Genomic DNA, 20,727 nt, shown 5'->3' with positions numbered 1-20,727 from the left:
AACCTTGCAGCATGGGCTTACCCCATATGGGGGCTCTTCCAACGTTCGACACCGCACCGCTCGACGGTGCCCTCGCGGCCAGCATACTCGACTGGTGGCACGATGCGGGCGTCGACCTGCTGGTCGAGGACGAACCCCGCGACTGGAGCGCGCCGGAGCCTGTGCGGGCACCCCGCGTCATGCCGGGCCAGCCCCCAGCCGCCGCCCCCGTTGCCACTTCGGTCGCGTCCCTGCCCGACACACTGGAAGCGTTCCTGGCCTGGCGGCTGTCCGATGCCGCGCCGGAGGCGTCGTGGGACGGCATTTCGCTGACCGCGACCGGCCCGGCCGACGCCGCGCTGATGGTGCTGGTCGACTGCCCGGACCGCGATGACGGCGATGCGGGCCAGATCCTGTCGGGTGCGCCGGGGCGGCTGTTCGACCGGATGCTCGCCGCCATGGGCCTGTCGCGCGAGACGGTGCATATCGCCTCGGTATGCGCGCGGCGGCCGATCGCGGGCCGTACGCCCGCCGGACTGGAGACGCGGCTGGCCGAGATTGCGCTGCACCATGTCGCGCTCATCGCCCCCCGCGGGCTGCTTCTGCTCGGCAATGCGGCGAGCCGTGCCGTGCTCGGGACCGAATTGACCGACGCACGCGGACATTCCCATGCCATTGACCATAAAAGCGGAAAAAGCACGGCTGTCGCCACCTTCCATCCGCGCTTCCTGATCGAGAAGCCGATGGCGAAGGCGGAAAGCTGGAAAGACTTGCAAAGGGTCATGGGGGATTTGCGCGCATGAAACTGGGCCGGACGATCGCGAAGGGCGCGACCATCGGGGCTTTGTTGACGGTCATCGGTGGTGCGGCCCTGGCTGCCGAACCTGGCTCCAACGCCGACGTCCGCAGCCCTGCCGCGCTCAAGGCCCCGCCCGCCATCCCCGCGCTGCTCGATGCCGATCAGAAGGCGGGCTATATGCGCGTCTTCGCCGCGATCCGGGACAGCCGCTGGACCGACGCGCAACTGGAACTGGACTCGCTCAAGCCCGGTCCGCTCCACGCCATCGCCCGCGCCGAACTCTACACCGCCAAGGGGTCCCCCAGGGTCGATGTCGAGCGGCTGGTCGCCCTGCTGAACGAAGCGCCCGAACTGCCCCAGGCCGAACAGCTGGCCCGCCTCGCCCGCTCGCGCGGCGCGCATGACCTTCCACCCCTGCCCGAAGCCCATACGCTGATCTGGCAGGACGGCGCCCCGCGCCGCACCCGCGCCAAGAGCGTGCGCAGCGATCAGATCGCCGCCGATCTGGCCGTCCGGATGCAGCCCTTCGTCAAGGCGGACGACGGCCCCTCCGCCCGCGCGCTGCTCGAATCGACGCAAGGCCTGTCGCCCGAGGCGCTGACCGAATGGCAGCAGAAGGTCGCGTGGATCTATTTCCTCAGCGGCGACGATACCAATGCCCGTATCCTGGCGGCGCAGGCCGCCGAAGGGTCGGGCGACTGGGCCGTCCAGGGCCGCTGGACCGTCGCCCTGTCGGCGTGGCGGCAGAATGACTGCCAGGCCGCCGCGACCGCCTTCGAGGGGACGGCGGCGCGCGCCACGGACGTCGATCTGCGCGCCGCTGCGCTGTATTGGGCCGCACGCGCCGACATGGTGTGCGGCCGCCCCGACAAGATCGAGGGCCGCCTGCGCTCCGCCTCGCAGTTCCGCGAAAGCTTCTACGGCCAGCTCGCCCGGCAGGCACTGGGAATGCGCGGTGATCGCGAGCCCAGGGGACAGCTGGTCGCGACCGACTGGGCCGCGCTGGATCGTCGCCCCAATATCCTGGTGGCCGCAGCGCTGGTCGAAGTCGGCGAAACCGACCTCGCCGATCAGGTGATCCGCCAGCAGGCACGGATCGGCCAGCCGTCCGAGTTCCGCAGCCTCGTCCGCCTGGCCGAATCGCTCGACCTGCCCGCGACCACCGTCTGGCTGGCACATAACTGCCCGGCCGGTGTCACCGCCACGGCGGAGGCGCGCTATCCGACGCCCAGCTGGAAGCCCGACAGCGGCTGGCGTGTCGACAAGGCGCTGGTCTATGCCCACACGCTCCAGGAGAGCGGTTTCCGCAACAAGGTGGTCAGCCCGGCGGGCGCCTATGGCCTGATGCAGATCATGCCCGCCGCCGCGACCGATTTCGCACGTGAGCGCGGCGTATCGATCGACCGCAGCGCCCTGACCAAGCCGTCGACCAACATGGATATCGGCCAGCGCCATCTGGAGCGGCTGCGCGACATGACCGGCGTGACCGGCGGCCTGCTACCCAAGGTGATCGCGGCCTATAATGCCGGGCCGAAGCCGGTGGGCGAGTGGAACAGCCTGGTCCGCGACAATGGCGATCCCCTACTCTATATCGAGAGCATCCCTTATTGGGAGACGCGCGGATACGTCACCATGGTCCTGCGCAATTACTGGATGTATGAGAGCCAGACCGGCAAGCCGAAGTCGCCCAGCCGCGCGGCGCTGGCCCAAGGCCTGTGGCCGCGCTTCCCCGGCCTGCCGGGCGCCTCGGCGATCCGCCTGCAACGCCCGAACGTCGCACAGGCGAGCGTGACGCCCAAGACGACCCTCGCCCTGAATGCGACGGTCAGCCCGCAGTCGAATACGACGATGCCTCAGGCGAATTGATGCGGGTTTGCGGCTGGGGGGATTCCCCTGGCCTTCGACTTCGCTCAGGCTGAGCGGGGGTTGGTGTTCGCTCCCACCTCCGTGCGCGCTGAGCCAAGTCGAAGCGCACGCCGACACAGCAGTTGCGCGCAAAAGTCATAGGTCCCCGCTCCGTTCAGCCTGAGCCAAGTCGAAGGCCACGCCCCGCCGCATCCAAAACGCCCCCGAAACCACCGATCGGACGTTCACCCCGCCATGCCCATCGACACGACCCGCAACTTCACCCCCGTCCGCATCGCGGTCCTGACCGTCTCCGACACCCGCTCGCTGGCCGAGGATCGCTCCGGCGACACGCTCGCGGGCCTGCTCACCGACGCGGGTCATGAACTCGCCGACCGCACCATCCTGCGCGACGATGCCGACCAGATCGTCGCACAGCTCAATCGCTGGATCGACGACGCCAGCATCGACTGTATCCTGACCACCGGCGGCACCGGCGTCACCGGCCGCGATGTCACCCCCGAAGCGGTCGAGCGCGTCGCCACCAAGATGATCCCCGGCTTCGGCGAGCTGTTCCGCTGGCTGAGCTATCAGACCATCGGCACCTCGACCATCCAGTCCCGCGCCTGCGCCTGTGTGGCGCGCGGCACCTATATCTTCGCGCTCCCCGGCTCGACCGGCGCGGTCAAGGACGCCTGGAACGGCATATTGCGCGACCAGCTCGACAGCCGCCACCGTCCCTGCAACTTCGTCGAGTTGATGCCCCGCCTGCTGGAGCAATAATCAGTCGGCCTGCATCGCCGCGAGTTCATGCCCGTCGACATCGCGAAAGTGAAAGCGCCGCCCGCCCGGAAAGGCGAAGATCGGCACGACGACCGCCCCGCCTGCCGCCTCGACCGCCGCCAGCGTCGCGTCGAGATCATCGACCCGGATGACCGGCAGCGGCGCCTTAACTCTGTCCGATGCGGCATCGAGCCCGACATCGGTATCCCCGCTCATCGTCGCGGCATAATCCGGCCCGAAATCGGTGAAGGTCCAGCCAAACGCCCCCGCATAAAAATGCTTCGCCGCCGCCCGGTTACCGACCGGCAATTCCAAATATTCCAGCCGCGCCATTCCCCCCTCCGTTCTCGATGCGTTCCGATGATGGTCGAATCGTGACGTGGCCGCAAGCCCCATAGGCTTGCACGTGTGTTCTCTTTATGTTCTAATCAGATCATGCCGAAGATCGCAGCTCGAGGGGCCACCCACAACGCGACGAGCCGACGCTTCGCCCTGCCGGAGCGGGAGGCGGATGGCGACTGGCTCGACGCCCGGTCGCTGGTCGACGGCGCGCCGCCGCCGCTGCGGACCAGCGTGACGGTCCTGACGCCACGCACGATCCTGACCCGAAACAGCTCACCCGACGTGCCGTTCAGCCAGTCGATCAACGCCTATGCCGGGTGCGAGCATGGCTGCATCTATTGCTTTGCCCGGCCGACCCACGCCTATCACGACCTGTCGCCGGGGCTGGATTTCGAGAGCCGGCTGTTTGCCAAGCCGGATGCCGCCGCGTTGCTTCGCGCCGAGCTGGCCAAGCCGGGCTACCGCGTCGCGCCGATCGCGCTGGGCACCAATACCGACCCATATCAGCCGATCGAGGGTGAGTGGCGGATCACGCGGTCCATCCTGGAAGTGCTGGCGGAAACGGATCATCCGGTGGCGATCACCACGAAGTCCGACCGCGTGGTGCGCGATATCGATATTCTCGCCACGATGGCGGCCAAGGGGCTGGCGACCGTGTGCGTCTCGGTCACGTCACTCGATGCCAAGGTGGCGCGCACCGTCGAACCGCGCGCGCCGACGCCCGAGCGACGGCTGACTGCGGTTGCGAAACTGGCGGCGGCGGGTATCCCCACCTATGTCTCGATCGCACCCGTCATCCCCGCGATCACCGATCACGAGATCGAACATCTGGTCGCCCGCGCCGCCGAAGCGGGCGCGCGGCATGCCTTCTTCATTCCGGTCCGCCTGCCGCATGAAGTCGCGCCGCTGTTCCGCGCCTGGCTGGACACGCATTTCCCCGACCGGGCGGGTAAGGTGATGGCGATCATCCGGTCCTTGCGCGGCGGGCGGGACAATGATCCCGATTTCTTCACCCGGATGAAGGGGCAAGGGCCGTGGGCGGACCTGCTGCGCGTCCGCTTTCACCGTGCCTGTCGGCGGCACGGGCTCAATCTGGATCGGCCCATGCTCGACACCAGCCGGTTCCGTCCGCCCAAAGGGCCGCAGGGCGAGCTGTTCTGAGGATCGTCCTGCCTGTCCAAGGCGTTATGCGATGGAAGGAGAAATGCCATGATGACCGACCCCGAACAGACCAGCCCGGACAATATGCCGAACGAGGATGAGGCGGACACCTCCGGCGGCGGCTATGGCAATCACGGTGATGCCGATGAGGCAGGGCAGGATCGGCGTGAAGTCGGTGGCTGATACAAGACCAGCATGACGGAGCCGCGGACCTTTTTTACGGCCAGCAAGCAACCAAGCTGGCAGCTGCATATTCCTTCCCTGTAAGGGGAAGGGGACCAGCGTAGCTGGTGGAGGGGTATCCCCGGTCTCGATGGCGGGACACCCCTTCGTCAGGTCTGACGGCCTGCCACCTCCCCTTCCAGGGCAGGAATGGGAGGTGTCCGTGTTCGCCGAACACTCGTCGAAGGCGTGCCGTCCTACCCCACCAGCGCCAATCGCGCCTCGGACGATTTCATCGCCACCGCCTTCACGCCAGGCAAATCCTCGATATGGCTGGCCAATTCGGCGTCGAGCAGGAAGTTCCGCCCCAGCGTCAGCAGCGTATCGCCCTCCGGCCCCTCGATCCGGGCGCGGACCTCGCCCCGGCCGTTGCGCAGCGGATCGAGCATCGCATGCAGCGCCTTGAACGCCACCTTGTCGGTCACCGTCACCTCCACCACGAATTTGGCGGTGCTGGCGAGGCCATCGAACAGCTGCACCCGCTTGACGCTGACGCGCGGAGCTTCCTCACCCGGTCGGCGGTCCAGCTCGACGGTAATGAGCGCACAGTCGCCTTCCTTCGCCGCCTTTTCCAGATCCGCCGCGACCGAGTCGTCGAAACAGGTCGCCAGAAACTGCCCCGTCGCGTCCGACAGCTGCGCCATCATGTAGCGCTTGCCGCGCGCCGATGTCCGCCAGCGCGCATCCTCGACCAGCGCCGCCATGGTCGCGCCGATCCGCGCGCCGTCGTCGGGGATAACGAGGTCGGTCAGCGAGGTATAGGTCCGCGCACCGTGCATCTTGGCGATATGCGCATGGCGGTCGACCGGGTGCGCCGAGAAATAGAAGCCGAACGCCTCCTTCTCCTGCTCCATCCGCTGCGACAGGGTCCAGCGGGTCCCGTTCGGCAGCTTGATCGCGTCGCCCGCGACTTCGGTTTCGCCGAACAGTCCCCCCTGCCCGCTCGTCCGCCCCTCATGGGTGCGCGCGGCGATGGCGAGGACGGTTTCAGCGACCGCATGGACGCCCGCACGATTGGCTTCGATGCCGTCGAATGCCCCCGCCGACGCCAGCGTCTCCAGCTGGCGCTTGTTCATCAGGCGCGGATCGACCCGCTTGGCCAGCGCATCGAGCGAGGCGAACGCGCCGCCCGCCTGCCGCTCGACGACCAGCTTCTCCATCGCCCCCTCGCCCACCGACTTGAGCGCGCCCAGTGCATAGCGGACGGCCAAGCCATCCTCATGCGCCTCGACATCGAACTCGGCCTGGCTGGCGTTGATGCAGGGCGGCAACATCGTCACCCCCATGCGCCGCGCGTCGTCAACGAAGATCGCCAGCTTGTCGGTCAACGCCATGTCATAGCACATCGACGCGGCGTAGAATTCGTGCGGATGATGCGCCTTGAGCCACGCCGTCTGATAGGCGAGCAGCGCGTAGGCGGCCGCATGGCTCTTGTTGAAACCGTACCCGGCGAACTTGTCGATCAAGTCGAACAGCTCATTGGCCTTTTGCGCCGGGATGCCGTTCACCTCCTGGCATCCCTTGACGAAGATGGCGCGCTGCGCATCCATCTCCGCCTTCACCTTCTTGCCCATCGCGCGACGGAGAAGATCCGCGCCGCCCAGCGAATAGCCCGCCAGGATCTGGGCGGCCTGCATCACCTGTTCCTGATAGACGAAGATGCCGTAGGTTTCGGACAATATCTGTTCGAGCAGGGGATGCGGGTAGATGATCTCCTCGGTCCCCTGCTTGCGTCGGCCGAAGCTGGGGATATTGTCCATCGGACCCGGCCGGTACAGCGACACGAGTGCGATGATGTCGCCGAAATTGGTCGGCCGCACGGCGGACAGCGTGCGCCGCATCCCTTCTGATTCCAGCTGGAACACGCCGACCGTGTCGCCCTTCTGGAGCAGGGCATAGGTCGCCTCGTCGTCCCAGAGCAGCGCGCCGAGATCGACCACGACCCCGCGCTTGGCGAGCAACTGCACCGCCTTTTGCAGGACCGACAGGGTCTTCAGGCCCAGGAAGTCGAACTTGACCAGCCCCGCGCCCTCGACGAACTTCATGTCGAACTGCGTCACCGGCATGTCCGAGCGCGGATCGCGGTAGAGCGGCACCAGCTGCGCCAGCGGCCGGTCGCCGATCACCACACCGGCGGCGTGGGTGGACGAGTGGCGCGGCAGGCCCTCCAGCTTGGTGGCGAGATCGAGCAACCGGCGGACCTGGTTGTCGTTGGCATATTCCTTGGCCAGTTCGGGCACGCCGTTCAGTGCGCGCTTCAGGTCCCAGGGATCGGTCGGGTGGTTGGGCACCAGCTTGGCGAGACGGTCTACCTGGCCATAGCTCATCTGGAGCACGCGGCCGGTGTCCTTCAGCACCGCGCGCGCCTTCAGCTTACCGAAGGTGATGATCTGCGCGACCTGATCGCGACCGTACTTCTCCTGCACGTAGCGGATGACCTCGCCACGCCGGGTTTCGCAAAAGTCGATGTCGAAGTCGGGCATCGACACGCGTTCCGGGTTCAGGAAGCGCTCGAACAGCAAACCCAGCTTCAGAGGATCGAGATCGGTGATGGTCAGCGCCCAGGCGACGACTGAGCCCGCGCCCGAACCACGCCCCGGACCCACGGGAATGTCGTGATCCTTGGCCCATTTGATGAAGTCGGCCACGATCAGGAAGTATCCGGGGAAGCCCATCTGGATGATGATATCGACCTCGAACTTCAATCGCTCGTGATAGGCCTCGCGCCAGCCGGGCTCGCCCTCGCCCTCCAGCTCGGCGATGCGGTCGAGCCGCGCCTCCAGGCCCGCAAAGGCGTCGCGACGGAGCATCTCGGCCTCGCCCTCGCGGTCGCCCGCAAGGCTGGGCAGGATCGGCTTGCGCCACGGGGCCATGACGGCACAGCGTTGCGCGACGACCAGCGTGTTCTCGATCGCTTCGGGCAGGTCGGCAAAGAGCTGCTTCATCATCTCGGCGGGCTTGAGCCACGCCTCGGGACAGCTTTTCGGGCGATCGTCCATTTCGACATAGGTCGAATTGGCGATGCACAGCATGGCGTCATGCGCGTCGCGGAAACCGCTATCGGTGAAACAGCAGGGGTTCGTCGCGACCAGCGGCAGGTCGCGGTCATAGGCCAGGTCGATCAGGTCCTGCTCCGCCGCCATCTCGATGGGGTCGTCGCGGCGCGCGAGTTCGACATAGAGCCGATCGCCGAAGATCGCCTGCAATCGGTCGGCATAGGCCTTGGCCCGATCCGGCTGCCCTTCGGCGAACAGGCGCGCGATACCCCCCTCGCCGCCCGCGGTCAGCGCGATCAGGCCCTTGCTGAACTTCTCCAGCGTGTCGAACCCGACATGCGCGGCCAGTTCGATCGGCCGATCCAGATGCGCCGCCGACACCAGCGCGCACAGATTGTCATAGCCGGCCATGTCCTGCGCATAGAGCGCGACCCAATCGACCACCGCGCCGACATTGTCGGGCATGTCGGGACGCGCGATGCCCAGCATCGTGCCGATGACCGGCTGCACGCCCGCCTTCTTCGCCGCGTCCGAAAAGGCCATGGCGGCATACAGCCCGTTGCGGTCGGTCAGCCCGGCGGCGGGAAAGGCGTTCGCCTTGGCCTGCGCCGCAATCGCCTTGGGATCGATCGCGCCGTCGAGCATCGTGAAGGAGGAAAAGATGCGAAGCGGCACATATCCGGAATGCATTCTCCATCCCTATCCGACCGCGCATGATTCGACCAGTGCGGAACCCCGCCGTCGGAACACCGCCCAAGCCGATCCGTTATGCCAACAGAAGAACCAATCCAGATCAGGGCGAACGACGATGACCGACAGCGACCGTTCCTTTGCCGCCTCTTTCCAGCCCGGCGCGGGTTGGGGCTGGATCCTGGCCTATGGCATCCTGTCGGCGCTGCTCGGGCTGGCGGCCTTCCTGTTTCCGGTCCCTGCGACACTGGCGGCAACGCTGGTGATCGGGGCCTTCTTCATCGCCTCGGGACTGGTGTCGATCGGCGCCGGCATTTTCGGCAAGGGCCATGAGGGGCGCGGCTATGCGATCGGGTTCGGGCTGGTGTCGCTGATCATCGGGCTGATCATGGCGTTGGAGCCTGCGACGGGTGCGATCTCGATCACGCTGCTGGTGACGGTGTGGCTTGGCCTGCGCGGGGCACTGGAAATCGGGCTGGGCGCACGGATGCGGCGGCGGCGCGGGTGGATGATCGCGCTGGGCGTGCTGAACATCCTGCTCGCGCTGTTCGTGCTGGCGACGCTGCCATGGAGCGCGATGACGCTGCCGGGTTATATCCTGGGGCTGAGCTTCCTGTTCGGCGGGATCACGGCGATCGCCTCGGCGCTGGACCATAAGAAGGGGGCGAGCGCGTTTTCGATTTGAGGGGGCAAAACCCCGTTCAGGCTGAGCGTAGTCGAAGCCCATGCCCCGGCATCCGCTAAAAGGGCACGGTTACCCTTGGCCTTCGACTTCGCTCAGGCTGAACGGAGGTTGGGAATAATAGTTCGCCCCGTTCAGGCTGAGCGAAGTCGAGGCGCAGGCTCCGCCCTAGCGAAGCCGTGCCTCGATATCCTTTACCAGATCCTCGGGCTTGGTCGTCGGGGCATAACGCGCGACCACCTGACCATCCCGGTCCACCAGAAACTTGGTGAAGTTCCACTTGATCGCCTTGGTCCCCAGCACGCCCGGCGCCTGGGCCTTGAGCCACTGGAACAGCGGATCGGCATCGTCGCCATTGACGTCGACCTTCGCCATGACCGGAAAGCTGACGTCATAGGTCAGCGAGCAGAAGTGCGCGATCTCCGCCGCATCCCCCGGCTCCTGCGCGCCGAACTGGTTGCAGGGAAAGCCCAGCACCGTCAGACCCTGCCCCTCATAGCGGCGATGGAGCGCCTCCAGTCCTTCATATTGCGGGGTAAAGCCGCATTTCGACGCGGTGTTGACGATCAGCAGCGCGCGCCCCTCAAAGGTCGCCATGTCGAGCGCCTGACCATCCGCCGCCTTGACGGTGAAATCCGTGATACCGCTCATGCGTATTTCCCCAGCAGATAGTCGAGATTGGCCCGGACGCCCGGCCATTCGCGGTCGATGATCGAATAGACGACGCTGTCGCGGATGCGCCCATCGGCCATCACCTGATGCCCGCGCAGCACGCCGTCCTTCCTGGCGCCCAGGCGTTCGATCGCCGTCTGGCTGCGCGTGTTCAGCGTATCGGTGCGAATCTGGATCGCCTGGCACCCCATGACCTCGAAGGCATGGGCCAGCAGCATCCGCTTCGCCTCGGTATTGACGCCGGTCCGCTGGACGCGGGTGGCGTAGAAGGTGCCGCCGATCTCCAGCCGACGATGCTGGGCCGCGATCCGCATATAGCGCGTGGTGCCGACGACCTCGCCGCCCGGCGTCTCGACCGTGAAGAGCAGCGCTCGGCCCACGTCGCGCTCTTTCAGCGCCGCCGCCAGCCACCGCTCGGGCGTCTTCATCATCGACACATTGGCGAAGAAGATATTCCAGAGATCGCCCTCGCGCGCCACCTCGACCAAGGCGGGCAGGTCGGCCTCGACAAAGGGGCGGAGCGTGACGTGGCGGCCGGTCAGCGTCGGCGTCTCGGTCCAGACGCTCATTGCAGGCGCCCTTCGTGGAGGCGAACCACCCGGTCCATCTTCAGCGCCAGCCGTTCGTTATGCGTCGCGACCAGCGCTGCCGAGCCTTCGCCGCGGACCAGGCGCAGGAACTCGTCGAGCACGATTTGTGAGGTATGCTCATCGAGATTGCCCGTCGGCTCGTCGGCCAGCACCAGCGGCGGCTGGTTGGCGAGCGCGCGGGCGACCGCCACCCGCTGCTGCTCGCCGCCGGACAGCTGGCTCGGCCGGTGCGTCAGCCGGTGGCCAAGGCCGAGCGCGGTCAGCAATCCCTTCGCACGCATTTCGGCGGCCTCGGGCATCGCACCCTTCACCAGCTGCGGCAGGACGACATTCTCGATCGCGTTGAAGTCCGGCAGCAGATGGTGGAACTGATAGACGAAGCCCAGATAGTCACGCCGCGCGACGGTGCGACCATGCGAGTCGAGCTTCGACACCTCCTCGCCCGCAATGCGGATCGAGCCGGAGAAACCGCCCTCCAACAGACCCACCGCCTGCAACAGCGTGGACTTACCCGAACCGGACGGCCCGAGCAGCGCGACGATCTCGCCCGGCGCGATGGCCAGGTCGACGCCGCGCAGCACCTCGATGGTCTGGCCGCCCTGGGTGAAGCTGCGCGACAATTCGCGCGTAGCCAGCACGGGCTCGGCGGCATGGGGCTGGGCGACCGTTCCCATGCGGATGATCGGATCATTCATAGCGCAGCACCTGAACCGGGTCCGTGCTCGCCGCCTTCCAGGCGGGGTAGAGCGTGGCGAGGAAAGAAAAGACGAGCGCCATCGACGCGATCACGACGATCTCGACCGGATCGGGCTTGGACGGCAACTCGGTCAGATAGCGGATCGAGGGGTCCCAGAGATTCTGACCGGTCACGAACTGGACGAAATTCACAACCGCCTGACGATAGAACAGGAACACCGCACCCAGCCCCAGGCCAGCGACCGTGCCCAGCGCGCCGATGATCGTGCCCACCGTCATGAAGATGCGCATCAGCCCGCCGCGCGTCGCCCCCATCGTGCGCAGGATCGCGATGTCGCGCGTCTTGGCGCGGACCAGCATGATCAGCGAGGACAGGATGTTGAACACCGCGACCAGGATGATGATCGACAGCACGGTGAACATCGCCACCCGCTCGACCGCCAGCGCCTCGAACAGCTGCGCGTTCATCGTCCGCCAGTCGGCGATGACCGCGCGCCCGCCCAGCTTGTCGGCCAGCGGCGCCAGGATCTGGCCCACCCGGTCGGCGTCGACCGTCTGCACCTCGACCATGCCGACCGTGTCGCCCATCAGCAGCAGAGTCTGCGCATCCTCGATGGGCATGATGACATACGCCTTGTCATAGTCGTACACCCCGATCTCGAAGATGGCGCCGACCGTATAGCTGACGATGCGCGGCACGGTGCCGAACGGCGTCGTCTGCCCCTGCGGACTGATCAGCGAAATTTCCGAGCCGACCTGCGCACCCAGCGCCTCGGCCAGGCGGCTGCCGATCGCGATGCGGCCGCTGCCCGGCGTGATGCTGTTCAGATTGCCCATGATGATCTTGGAGCGGATGGCCGAATTACCACGGATATCGGCGACCCGCATGCCGCGGACCAGCACCGCCTCGACCCGGCCGTTATAGCTGGACATCAAAGGCTGTTCGATCATCGGCACCGCGCTCGTGACACCGGGCGTGGCGCGCGCATCACGCACGATGTCGCGCCAGTCGGGCAGGCGTCCGCCCACCCCCTGCACCACGGCATGGCCGTTCAAGCCGACGATCTTGTCGAACAGCTCGGCGCGAAAGCCGTTCATCACGCTCATGACGATGACGAGCGCGGCGACGCCCAGCATGACCGCGACCAGGCTGATCGAGGCGACCAGGAAGATAAACGCCTCTCCCTTGCCCGGCAGCAGATAGCGCCGGGCGATCATCCGTTCATAGCGTGACAGGATCATTGATGTCCGATCGATCCGTGGAGAAACTGAAAAGCCCTGGGGCTGTACGGGGGGCTTCGGGTGCTGGCAATGCCGCGCCCGGATTGGGAGGCCAAACGGCCGACCCCGCCCATTGTTGCGCGCACGCCACACATCCGAGTCAATCGTAGCGCGAATGCCGCAAGAGGGATGACAAGCCGCCCCGCCGTACCGTACCACCGTCTTACTGAGACACAGGCACCAAAGGCCGTGGTTCGGGGATTGCTCCAACGCTCACCCAACGAGGTTGATGCGGGAGCGGGAAAAGGGGGCTGACGAGCGATCGTCACGCAGGCGCCCGGATCGGAAACGGTCCGGGCGTTTGTCATTCGGGTCTCGTCGCGCATCATTCCACCCGCAAAGCCGCCGGAACCGGCTGAGGTACGGGGAGCTTCCAGACTCCGTCCCCAAATGCCGGCCCGGCGCCCGTTCACGGGATCTTCGCTATACCAGATCAAGATGAACCGAATGTGGACGAATCCTGAGATTCGCCTACCCAATCCTCCCCAAGCTTGCTTGGGGAGGGGGACCGCCGGGCGTCAGTCCGGTGGTGGAGGGGCCATGCCGTTGGCTGGCGTAACCCGCCCCTCCACCACCGCTAACGCGATGGTCCCCCTCCCCTTCGAAGATGGGGAGGATTTGTCTAGAACGACTTGGAAATGGTGAACCCATAGGTGCGCGGATCGCCTGGCTGACCCACGATCAGCCCGGTCGACCCCGATTGGGTGGCCAGCAGTTCGTAATAATCATGGTCGAACAGGTTACGCACCCAGACAAAGGCATTCCAGCTGCCCGGCGCCTTGAACCCGGCCCGAACGTTGGACAGGCTATAGCCATTGATGTCCGTATAGGCCGAGCGCGACGGATTGGATGAGAATTTCGACCGATAGCTGCCGTCATAACCCAGATAGAATTGCCCCTCGGTCCCTGCCACGGTTGCGGGCAGGTCATATTCCGCGCCGTAGGAAAAGGCCCAGCGCGACACGCCCGGCAGCCACTGGCCCGAGATGTCGCAATAGGGCAACGATGCCCCCGGCTTCCCCGCCGCGGCCGGGGTCCCGACGATCTGGCCGTTCACCACCGGCAGCGCGGTGCCGCCCGACAGCTCGGGCGGGCATGGCGCGTTGGTGAAGCGGGTATAACGCGCGTCGGTGAACGCCCCATTGGCATAGACGTTGAAACGCTGCGTCGGACGGAAGGCCGAGTCGATCTCGATCCCGCGCGTCCGCACCCGGCCCGCATTGGCGAGATAGCCGCGCAGAACGTTGACCTGAAGATTGTTCACCGTCGCCTGATAATCGCCGATCTCGGTCCAGAAGCCCGCGATGTTCACGGTCGCGCGGCGATCCGCGAACTGGGTCTTCAGCCCCAGCTCGAAATGATTGACCTTTTCGGGCCGCACCGTCTGCGTCGCCAGGATGGGGTTGTTCTGTGCATCGAGCGGCAGGCCGGACAGGTTGATCCCGCCCGACTTATAGCTGCGGGCGTAGGTGGCGTAATAATGGACGTTGGGATTGAATTCATAGGCGATGGTCAGGTCGCCGGACAGGTTCCAGTTGGTGAAGGAGGGCGTGTAGTTCTGCGGGGCGAGCACCCCACGCTGGTCGCTGGTCAGCGTCGTTGAGCCCGCCCCGTTGGTCACGACCGAAACATAGGAGCCGTCCTTGCGATCATAGTTCAGCCGCAGGCCCGGCGACACCGACAGGCGATCGTCGACATGCCAGGTCAGCTTGCCGAACAAGGCCGCCGAGGTGTTGGTGAAGCCGATCGTGTTGCGCGAGGTCAGGCCGTTCAGCGTCGCCGGATTGCGCCCGCCCGCGCTGGTCGGGTTGAGCAGGAAGGCGCTCGCCGCCGGTCCCTGGACCTGTAGCCCCTGCGTGTCGATCGATTGCCAGAAATAAAAGGCGCCCAAGACATAATCGAGCGTCCGCTTGCCATTGGAGGCGATCCGCACTTCCTGCGTCACCTGGCTCTGCTGCGACGGGTTGGCCGAGACGGTGGTGATCGGCAGGCCGATGAAATCGCGGTCGTTGGACGGATCCCAATGCCAGAAGCGCCATGCCGACACGCTGGTCAGCGTCGCCTCGCCCACATCCCAGTTCGCCACCAGCGACAGGCCGCCCAGCTCCTGCTTCGCGCGCAGATCGGTATCGACATCGGTCAGCCGGTCGAAGGCATTGGTCGACGGCACGCTATAGCCCTGCGCTGCCGCCAGTGCCGCATATTGCCGGGTGAGCGGCCGCTGCGTCGCGCCCACCCGCGCATAATATTGCACGCAGCAATTGGGGTTCTGCCGCGCATAATCACCCGACAGCGTCAGGTCGAGCGTCGGCGTCGCGTGCCACAGGAACTGGCTGCGCAGCGACAGATTGTCCTGCGAGTTCTGCCATTCCTGCTGGCGGGTATTATAGACGGTGCCGCGTCGCGTGGTGATCGACGTCGACAGCCGCACCGCGACCTTGTCATCGACGAGCGGGCCGGACACCGACGCCTTGCCCTGGAAGAAATCGTAATTGCCCCCACTCAGCTCGACCCGTGCCTCGGGCGTGAAGCTGGGCGGGCGGGTAATGATGTTGATCGCCCCCGCCGTGGTGTTCTTGCCATAGAGCGTACCCTGCGGCCCGCGCAGCACCTCGATCCGTTCGGTATCGGTGAAGTCGAACGTCGCCGAGGCGATGCGGCTGTAATAAACCTGATCGACATAGATGCCGACGCCCTGCTCGATCCCGTCATTGGTCAGCCCGAACGGCGCGCCCAGACCGCGGATATTGGCGGCCGAATTTCGCGGATTGGTCGAGTAGAATTGCAGCGTCGGCTGTATCTGGGTCAGCCGATTGACGTTGTAGGTCCCCGTCTCGGCCAGCGCGGTGCCGCCGATCACCGACATGGCGATGGGGACGCTCTGGATCGTCTCGGCCCGCCGCCGCGCGGTGACGACGACATCGCCCCCGCCCTGCTGCGCGGTGCCCAACCGCCCTTCGTCGCGGCGGGTCTGAGCGGTCTGCGGATCGGCATTCGGATCGGTTTGCGGATTGGCAGCGACGGCCGTCTGCGCCGCCAGGATGAAGGCCAGGGTCAAGGACATGGAAGCTCCCCTCTTAATTTCATCTCCTATTCACACATCGTTTTAGTAGGTGTTCAATCCAGCGATGGCTTGGCCCGCCCGAAGTTTTGCTTTTCGATCCTCAATGGCCCTTGAAGGCGCTTTTGCATGAACCATATGGGTTCGCGTGCGGTGCCGTTATCGGGCCGCACGGATGGGTCGAACCGCCCCGTGCCGGGGTGGACCGGCCGATCCCGTTTCAATTCGCTTCTGATGGAGGTTTTGACATGCGTATCGACCTGACTCCGTATCGCCGTTCGACCATCGGCTTCGACCGGCTGTTCGATCTGCTGGAGGCCAATTCGCGGGCCAATTCGGCGGAAAATTATCCCCCCTTCAACCTCGAGCGTCTGGCCGACGACCGTTACCGCATCACCCTGGCGGTGGCCGGTTTCAGCCGTGACGAGATCGAGATCACCGCGCAGCAGAACATGCTGCTCGTCACCGGCAAGAAGGATGACAAGGCGAACGCGCCCAACTTCCTGCATGTCGGCATCGCCAATCGCTCGTTCGAGCGGCGCTTCGAGCTGGCGGACTTCGTGTTCGTCGAGGATGCGCGCCTGAACGACGGCCTGCTCGTCATCGACCTCGTCCGCGAGGTGCCCGAGGCGATGAAGCCCAAGACGATCGCGATCAAGACGGGCCAGCCGCTCGCCGCGGTGGAACATCAGGTCAACGAGGCCAAGGCGGCGTAACCAGCTCGACGTCTTATTCTCCCTAAAGACGTCGCGGGGCGTCCGGGCCGACGGGTCCGGGCGCCTTTTGGTTTTCTCCCTACCTCCGTTCAGGCTGAGCGTAGTCGAAGCCCATGTCCGAACATCCGCCAAGAGGATAAGCCCTCCCTTGGCCTTCGACTTCGCTCAGCCTGAACGGAGGGTTTGTGCCTTCCGGGAAAAGAAAAACCCCGCCTCCATTATCTGGAGGCGGGGTTTCCCATCACACCAAGCGGCTCTGCTTCACCGCCGCTTCGATGAAGCTGGCGAAGAGCGGGTGCGGGTCGAAGGGCTTGGACTTCAGCTCCGGGTGGAACTGCACGCCGACGAACCAGGGATGGTCGGGCCGCTCGACGATTTCGGGCAGCGTGCCGTCCGGCGACATGCCGCTGAACACCAGGCCGCCCTTTTCCAGCGCTTCCTTATAGGTGGTGTTCACCTCATAGCGGTGACGGTGCCGCTCGGAGATGTCCTCGCTGCCATAAATGGACGCGACGACGCTGTTGCCCGCCAGCTTGGCGTCATAGGCACCCAGCCGCATCGTGCCGCCCATGTCGCCGCTCGCTTCGCGCTTCTCCAGCCCGTCGCGGCCCATCCACTCGGTGATGAGGCCGACGATCGGCTCGGAGGTCGGGCCGAACTCGGTCGAGGACGCATCGGCGATACCCGCCAGGTTCCGCGCACCTTCGACGCACGCCATCTGCATCCCGAAACAGATGCCGAAATAAGGCACGCGCCGTTCGCGGGCGAAGCGGACCGCCTCGATCTTACCCTGCGCACCGCGCTCGCCGAACGCGCCGGGGACGAGGATCGCGTGGCAGGGTTCGAGCTGCTGCGCGATCTCGCTTTCATCGCCTTCGAACAGTTCGGCGTCGATCCAGCGGATATGGACCTTTACCTTGTTGGCGATGCCGCCATGGACCAGCGCTTCGTTGAGCGACTTATAGGCGTCCTGCAGGCCGACATATTTGCCGACCACGCCGATCGTCACTTCACCTTCCGGGTTGACCAGGCGGTCGACGATCTCGGTCCAGCGCGACAGGTCGGGCGCACCCTCGGGCTCGATGCCGAACGCGCGCAGCACTTCCGAATCGAGACCCTCGGCATGATATTGGAGCGGCACCGCATAGATGCTCTTGGCGTCCAGCGCCGGGATGACCGCCGAGGGCGGTACGTTACAGAACAGGCCGATCTTGGCCCGGTCCGAGGCGGGCAGCGGATGCTCGCAGCGGCAGACCAGCACGTCGGGGGCCACGCCCAGCGCCGCGATCTCGCGCACCGAATGCTGGGTCGGCTTGGTCTTCAGTTCGCCCGCCGCCGCGATGTACGGCACCAGCGTGACATGGATGCTGATCGACTTGCCACGACCCAGCTCGTTCTTGAGCTGACGGATCGCCTCGATGAAGGGCAGCGATTCGATGTCGCCGACCGTCCCGCCGATCTCGCACAGGATGAAGTCGATCTCCTTGCCGTTCTCGTCGAGCGTGTCGGCCTTGGCGAACGCCTTGATCGCGTCGGTGACGTGCGGGATGACCTGGACGGTCGCGCCCAGATAGTCGCCGCGCCGCTCGCGCTCGATGATCGTCTTGTAGATGCGGCCCGAGGTCACATTGTCCGACTGGCGCGAGGATACGCCGGTGAACCGCTCATAGTGACCCAGATCGAGGTCGGTCTCGGCCCCGTCGTCGGTCACATAGACTTCGCCGTGCTGATACGGGCTCATCGTGCCCGGGTCGACGTTGAGATAGGGATCGAACTTGCGGATGCGCACGCTGTAGCCGCGCGCCTGCAAGAGAGCCGCAAGAGAGGCCGCCATGAGGCCTTTGCCGAGCGACGAAACCACGCCGCCGGTGATGAAGATATACCGCGCCATGGGAAGAATCGCCTAGCTTGGATGGGGTGGATACGACAACAGCAAAGATGCGCGCCGCCGGAAAATATCGGCGGCGCGTTGGCCTATGCTGCGATGGAAACGCGGTTTAGCGGGCGAGCGGAACCGCCGAATTGTCCGCAGGCGCCTGTGCAGGAGCAGCGCCGGTCGGGACCGGGGCGGGCGCGGGCTGGGTGATCGGTGCCTGAGTCGCGGGCGTGCGGGCCAGCGAGGTGTCGATGGCGGGCGCGCCGCGCGTCGCGGCCAGCACCGCCAGCAGGATCGAGAAGCCGACGAACGCGGTGGCCAGCACCGCCGTCGCACGGCTGAGGAAGTCTGCCGCGCCGCGCGCCGACATCAGCCCCGACGGGCTGCCCCCCATGCCCAGACCGCCGCCTTCCGACCGCTGCATGAGGATCACCGTGACCAGGGTCGCGGCGATGATGGCGTGGATGACGAGCAGAAATGCGAACATGAGGCGCGTATGATCCCGAACAAGGGGTGTGCGAAGGGGCGCACATAGGCGACGTGCGTGGCGGGATCAACCGTGCGGCGGATCGGAGTTCCCTTCCCCGCCCGTCCATGCACTGAAAAGGTTCCGAAAAATCCCTGCCACAAGTTGTTCATCTCGTCGGAACAGGAGTGAAACCACCACGGATAAAGGGCGTTATGACAACGAAACAACGCCCGGCAAAGCCCGGCACAGCCATTGGAATCGCCGCCGTGTCCAATCCGCACGACCCGCAGTCGCTGTTCGCCTGGATGAGCGCCCTTGTCGATTATGTCCGTTCGGGCGAGCCCGATCTGACCAACCGGCAAATGGCGTTGCTGCTCGTCGTATACCTGCGTCCCGGCCCCCATACGGTACGCGGTTTGGCGCGCGCCTTGAACGTCTCGAAACCTGTCGTTACCCGCGCCTTGAATAGACTGGGAACGCTGGGCTATCTGCGCCGCCAACGCGATGATAGCGACAAGCGTAACATCTTTGTCGCCAGGACACCTGAAGGGGCGGACTTTCTTGAAGAATTCGGACATTTCATCGGCGCTGGCGACGCCCCAGCCCTCCAGCGGGCCAACGCGTAAGAGCTTCGCCCTGAAGGGGCGCACCGTCGGGCTCGACCCGAGAACCCACGCGGTTCGTCCCGATCTCGCCGATGTCCGGCTGGCTGAATACGTATTCGCGCCTCATTATGCAGCCCCGCTGCCCTATAGAAGCAGCGCACCGGTGACACTGCGCGAGGGACGTGCCACGAACAGCACGGTCCTGGCCGAATTGCGCTCGGGCGAGACGTTCGAGGTGCTGGAGCTGGCAGGTGGCCATGCCTGGGGTATCGCGCCCCATCTTGGGCTGGTCGGTTATTGCGATGCGGGACTGTTGGAGCGGGTGCAGTGACGAAGACGGTCTTCATCGATGGCGGCGCGGGCACGACCGGGCTGGAGATCGCCGACCGGCTGGCGGGTCGCCCCGACCTGTCGATCCTGACCCTGCCCGATGATCGCCGCAAGGATGCCGATGCCCGTCGCGAGGCGATCAACGATGCTGATTTCGTCATTCTCTGCCTGCCCGACGATGCCGCGCGCGAAGCGGTGTCGCTGATCGCCAATGACCGGACACGGGTCGTCGACGCCTCGACTGCGCACCGGACCGCCGCGGGCTGGGTCTATGGTTTCGCCGAGCTGGAGCCCGAGCAGTTGGAGCGGATCGCCGCCGCCCGCTTCGTGTCCAATCCCGGTTGCTATCCGACCGGCTTCCTCGCCCTTGTCCGCCCGTTGGTGCGCGCCGGTATCATCCCGGCGGACTTCCCGGTGACGGTCAACGCCGCCTCGGGCTATTCGGGCGGCGGCAAGGCGATGATCGCCGAATATGAGTCCGCGACCGAGCGCGCGTTCCGCCCCTATGGCCTCAGCCTCGCGCACAAGCACGCGCCGGAGATGCAGCGTCATTCGGGCCTGACCCACGCGCCGATCTTCGCTCCGTCCGTCGTCGACGCCTATCGCGGCATGGTCGTCGAAGTACCCCTGCCCCTTTACGCCCTGCCCGGCGCGCCCTCGCTCGACACCGTCGCGCAGGTGTTGGCCGACGCTTACGCCGACAGCCGCATCGTGCGTTTTTCGGCGGATGCCGTAGCGGCGGTGAATGTCGAGGAAAATGCCGGAACCGACCGGATGACCTTGCGTGTCTGCGGCAATGCGGCCACGGGACAGGCGCGACTGATCGCCACGCTCGACAATCTTGGCAAGGGTGCCGGGGGTGCGGCGGTCCAGAACCTGAATATCATGGCCGGGCTCGATCCGACCGCCGGCCTCGTGCTCTAAGGAGACGT

Annotated in this window: 19 protein-coding genes; 10 read left to right on the top strand and 9 right to left on the bottom strand. The window is 65.8% G+C overall.

Features of this window, described 5'->3' with window-relative positions; genetic code table 11:
- Positions 1-26: 26 nt before the first annotated feature.
- From BSZ14_RS13160 to moaB, 3 genes are all read left to right on the top strand, one after another.
- Entirely contained in the window at positions 27-782 is a 756-nt protein-coding gene (locus BSZ14_RS13160) for a uracil-DNA glycosylase (RefSeq protein WP_076711264.1), read from the top strand.
- Positions 779-2,644 carry a lytic transglycosylase domain-containing protein gene (locus BSZ14_RS13155; RefSeq protein ID WP_076711263.1) on the top strand — a complete coding sequence of 622 codons (1,866 nt, stop codon included), beginning with the start codon at positions 779-781 and terminating at the stop codon, positions 2,642-2,644. The genes BSZ14_RS13160 and BSZ14_RS13155 overlap by 4 nt, the downstream gene beginning before the upstream one ends.
- 234 nt (positions 2,645-2,878) lie before the next feature.
- Positions 2,879-3,406 carry a molybdenum cofactor biosynthesis protein B gene (gene moaB / locus BSZ14_RS13150; RefSeq protein ID WP_042482765.1) on the top strand — a complete coding sequence of 176 codons (528 nt, stop codon included), beginning with the start codon at positions 2,879-2,881 and terminating at the stop codon, positions 3,404-3,406.
- On the opposite strand, the gene BSZ14_RS13145 is transcribed toward moaB, so the two are convergent.
- Positions 3,407-3,739 (bottom strand): VOC family protein, encoded by a 333-nt coding sequence (locus tag BSZ14_RS13145; RefSeq protein ID WP_076711262.1) that lies wholly within the window; start codon positions 3,737-3,739, stop codon positions 3,407-3,409.
- A gap of 102 nt (positions 3,740-3,841) precedes the next feature.
- Here BSZ14_RS13145 and BSZ14_RS13140 point away from each other — a divergent pair, with 102 nt between their 5' ends.
- Both BSZ14_RS13140 and BSZ14_RS20210 read left to right on the top strand, forming a co-directional pair.
- Positions 3,842-4,909 carry a PA0069 family radical SAM protein gene (locus tag BSZ14_RS13140; RefSeq protein WP_076711261.1) on the top strand — a complete coding sequence of 356 codons (1,068 nt, stop codon included), beginning with the start codon at positions 3,842-3,844 and terminating at the stop codon, positions 4,907-4,909.
- Between the two features lie 48 nt (positions 4,910-4,957).
- Positions 4,958-5,092 (top strand): hypothetical protein, encoded by a 135-nt coding sequence (locus tag BSZ14_RS20210; protein ID WP_274533664.1) that lies wholly within the window; start codon positions 4,958-4,960, stop codon positions 5,090-5,092.
- A 236-nt stretch (positions 5,093-5,328) separates the two neighbouring features.
- On the opposite strand, the gene dnaE is transcribed toward BSZ14_RS20210, so the two are convergent.
- Positions 5,329-8,817, bottom strand: coding sequence for a DNA polymerase III subunit alpha (gene dnaE / locus BSZ14_RS13135; RefSeq protein WP_076711260.1), 3,489 nt, complete (start codon positions 8,815-8,817; stop codon positions 5,329-5,331).
- 118 nt (positions 8,818-8,935) lie between these two features.
- On the opposite strand from dnaE, the gene BSZ14_RS13130 reads away from it, so the two are divergent.
- On the top strand, positions 8,936-9,502 hold the full coding sequence (locus BSZ14_RS13130) for an HdeD family acid-resistance protein (protein WP_042482774.1): 567 nt from the start codon (positions 8,936-8,938) through the stop codon (positions 9,500-9,502).
- Positions 9,503-9,667: 165 nt separating this feature from the next.
- Here BSZ14_RS13130 and BSZ14_RS13125 read toward each other — a convergent pair whose 3' ends face one another.
- From BSZ14_RS13125 to BSZ14_RS13105, 5 genes are all read right to left on the bottom strand, one after another.
- Positions 9,668-10,150, bottom strand: a complete 483-nt coding sequence (locus BSZ14_RS13125; protein WP_076711259.1) for a glutathione peroxidase — start codon at positions 10,148-10,150, stop codon at positions 9,668-9,670.
- The gene (locus BSZ14_RS13120) at positions 10,147-10,740 is read right to left on the bottom strand and encodes a GNAT family N-acetyltransferase (protein ID WP_076711258.1); all 594 of its coding nucleotides are present in this window, start codon (positions 10,738-10,740) and stop codon (positions 10,147-10,149) included. Before BSZ14_RS13120 ends, BSZ14_RS13125 begins: the two co-directional genes overlap by 4 nt.
- Complete coding sequence (locus BSZ14_RS13115; protein ID WP_375244747.1) at positions 10,737-11,456, bottom strand: ABC transporter ATP-binding protein; 720 nt, start codon at positions 11,454-11,456, stop codon at positions 10,737-10,739. Before BSZ14_RS13115 ends, BSZ14_RS13120 begins: the two co-directional genes overlap by 4 nt.
- The gene (locus BSZ14_RS13110) at positions 11,449-12,699 is read right to left on the bottom strand and encodes a lipoprotein-releasing ABC transporter permease subunit (protein WP_042482782.1); all 1,251 of its coding nucleotides are present in this window, start codon (positions 12,697-12,699) and stop codon (positions 11,449-11,451) included. The genes BSZ14_RS13115 and BSZ14_RS13110 overlap by 8 nt, the downstream gene beginning before the upstream one ends.
- 661 nt (positions 12,700-13,360) lie before the next feature.
- The gene (locus BSZ14_RS13105) at positions 13,361-15,802 is read right to left on the bottom strand and encodes a TonB-dependent receptor (protein WP_076711257.1); all 2,442 of its coding nucleotides are present in this window, start codon (positions 15,800-15,802) and stop codon (positions 13,361-13,363) included.
- 245 nt (positions 15,803-16,047) lie between these two features.
- Between BSZ14_RS13105 and BSZ14_RS13100 the strand changes: the two genes are divergently transcribed.
- Positions 16,048-16,515, top strand: a complete 468-nt coding sequence (locus tag BSZ14_RS13100) for an Hsp20 family protein (RefSeq protein ID WP_076711256.1) — start codon at positions 16,048-16,050, stop codon at positions 16,513-16,515.
- A 241-nt stretch (positions 16,516-16,756) separates the two neighbouring features.
- On the opposite strand, the gene BSZ14_RS13095 is transcribed toward BSZ14_RS13100, so the two are convergent.
- Positions 16,757-18,406 (bottom strand): CTP synthase, encoded by a 1,650-nt coding sequence (locus BSZ14_RS13095; protein ID WP_076711255.1) that lies wholly within the window; start codon positions 18,404-18,406, stop codon positions 16,757-16,759.
- A gap of 106 nt (positions 18,407-18,512) precedes the next feature.
- Positions 18,513-18,878, bottom strand: a complete 366-nt coding sequence (secG, locus tag BSZ14_RS13090; protein ID WP_042482793.1) for a preprotein translocase subunit SecG — start codon at positions 18,876-18,878, stop codon at positions 18,513-18,515.
- A gap of 287 nt (positions 18,879-19,165) precedes the next feature.
- Here secG and BSZ14_RS13085 point away from each other — a divergent pair, with 287 nt between their 5' ends.
- The 3 genes from BSZ14_RS13085 (at position 19,166) to argC (ending at position 20,719) form a co-directional block, all read left to right on the top strand.
- On the top strand, positions 19,166-19,486 hold the full coding sequence (locus BSZ14_RS13085) for a MarR family transcriptional regulator (RefSeq protein ID WP_042482995.1): 321 nt from the start codon (positions 19,166-19,168) through the stop codon (positions 19,484-19,486).
- A 142-nt stretch (positions 19,487-19,628) separates the two neighbouring features.
- Positions 19,629-19,796, top strand: coding sequence for an SH3 domain-containing protein (locus BSZ14_RS20255; protein ID WP_335695348.1), 168 nt, complete (start codon positions 19,629-19,631; stop codon positions 19,794-19,796).
- On the top strand, positions 19,793-20,719 hold the full coding sequence (argC, locus tag BSZ14_RS13075) for an N-acetyl-gamma-glutamyl-phosphate reductase (protein ID WP_076711254.1): 927 nt from the start codon (positions 19,793-19,795) through the stop codon (positions 20,717-20,719). The genes BSZ14_RS20255 and argC overlap by 4 nt, the downstream gene beginning before the upstream one ends.
- Positions 20,720-20,727: the final 8 nt, after the last annotated feature.

The sequence above is a fragment of the Sphingomonas sp. Sph1(2015) genome (assembly GCF_001970915.1).
In the GTDB taxonomy this organism is placed as follows: domain Bacteria; phylum Pseudomonadota; class Alphaproteobacteria; order Sphingomonadales; family Sphingomonadaceae; genus Sphingomonas; species Sphingomonas parapaucimobilis.
Note: the sequence above shows the minus strand (reverse complement) of the source record. Positions and strands in the feature narration are given on the sequence as shown.

Excerpts from the sequence above, each read along its gene's own strand:
- BSZ14_RS13160 (WP_076711264.1), top strand. The coding sequence starts at position 27 with ATGGGGGCTCTTCCAACGTTCGACACCGCACCGCTCGACGGTGCCCTC.
- BSZ14_RS13155 (WP_076711263.1), top strand. The coding sequence starts at position 779 with ATGAAACTGGGCCGGACGATCGCGAAGGGCGCGACCATCGGGGCTTTG.
- moaB (WP_042482765.1), top strand. The coding sequence starts at position 2,879 with ATGCCCATCGACACGACCCGCAACTTCACCCCCGTCCGCATCGCGGTC.
- BSZ14_RS13145 (WP_076711262.1), bottom strand. The coding sequence starts at position 3,739 with ATGGCGCGGCTGGAATATTTGGAATTGCCGGTCGGTAACCGGGCGGCG.
- BSZ14_RS13140 (WP_076711261.1), top strand. The coding sequence starts at position 3,842 with ATGCCGAAGATCGCAGCTCGAGGGGCCACCCACAACGCGACGAGCCGA.
- BSZ14_RS20210 (WP_274533664.1), top strand. The coding sequence starts at position 4,958 with ATGATGACCGACCCCGAACAGACCAGCCCGGACAATATGCCGAACGAG.
- dnaE (WP_076711260.1), bottom strand. The coding sequence starts at position 8,817 with ATGCATTCCGGATATGTGCCGCTTCGCATCTTTTCCTCCTTCACGATG.
- BSZ14_RS13130 (WP_042482774.1), top strand. The coding sequence starts at position 8,936 with ATGACCGACAGCGACCGTTCCTTTGCCGCCTCTTTCCAGCCCGGCGCG.
- BSZ14_RS13125 (WP_076711259.1), bottom strand. The coding sequence starts at position 10,150 with ATGAGCGGTATCACGGATTTCACCGTCAAGGCGGCGGATGGTCAGGCG.
- BSZ14_RS13120 (WP_076711258.1), bottom strand. The coding sequence starts at position 10,740 with ATGAGCGTCTGGACCGAGACGCCGACGCTGACCGGCCGCCACGTCACG.
- BSZ14_RS13115 (WP_375244747.1), bottom strand. The coding sequence starts at position 11,456 with ATGAATGATCCGATCATCCGCATGGGAACGGTCGCCCAGCCCCATGCC.
- BSZ14_RS13110 (WP_042482782.1), bottom strand. The coding sequence starts at position 12,699 with ATGATCCTGTCACGCTATGAACGGATGATCGCCCGGCGCTATCTGCTG.
- BSZ14_RS13105 (WP_076711257.1), bottom strand. The coding sequence starts at position 15,802 with ATGTCCTTGACCCTGGCCTTCATCCTGGCGGCGCAGACGGCCGTCGCT.
- BSZ14_RS13100 (WP_076711256.1), top strand. The coding sequence starts at position 16,048 with ATGCGTATCGACCTGACTCCGTATCGCCGTTCGACCATCGGCTTCGAC.
- BSZ14_RS13095 (WP_076711255.1), bottom strand. The coding sequence starts at position 18,406 with ATGGCGCGGTATATCTTCATCACCGGCGGCGTGGTTTCGTCGCTCGGC.
- secG (WP_042482793.1), bottom strand. The coding sequence starts at position 18,878 with ATGTTCGCATTTCTGCTCGTCATCCACGCCATCATCGCCGCGACCCTG.
- BSZ14_RS13085 (WP_042482995.1), top strand. The coding sequence starts at position 19,166 with ATGAGCGCCCTTGTCGATTATGTCCGTTCGGGCGAGCCCGATCTGACC.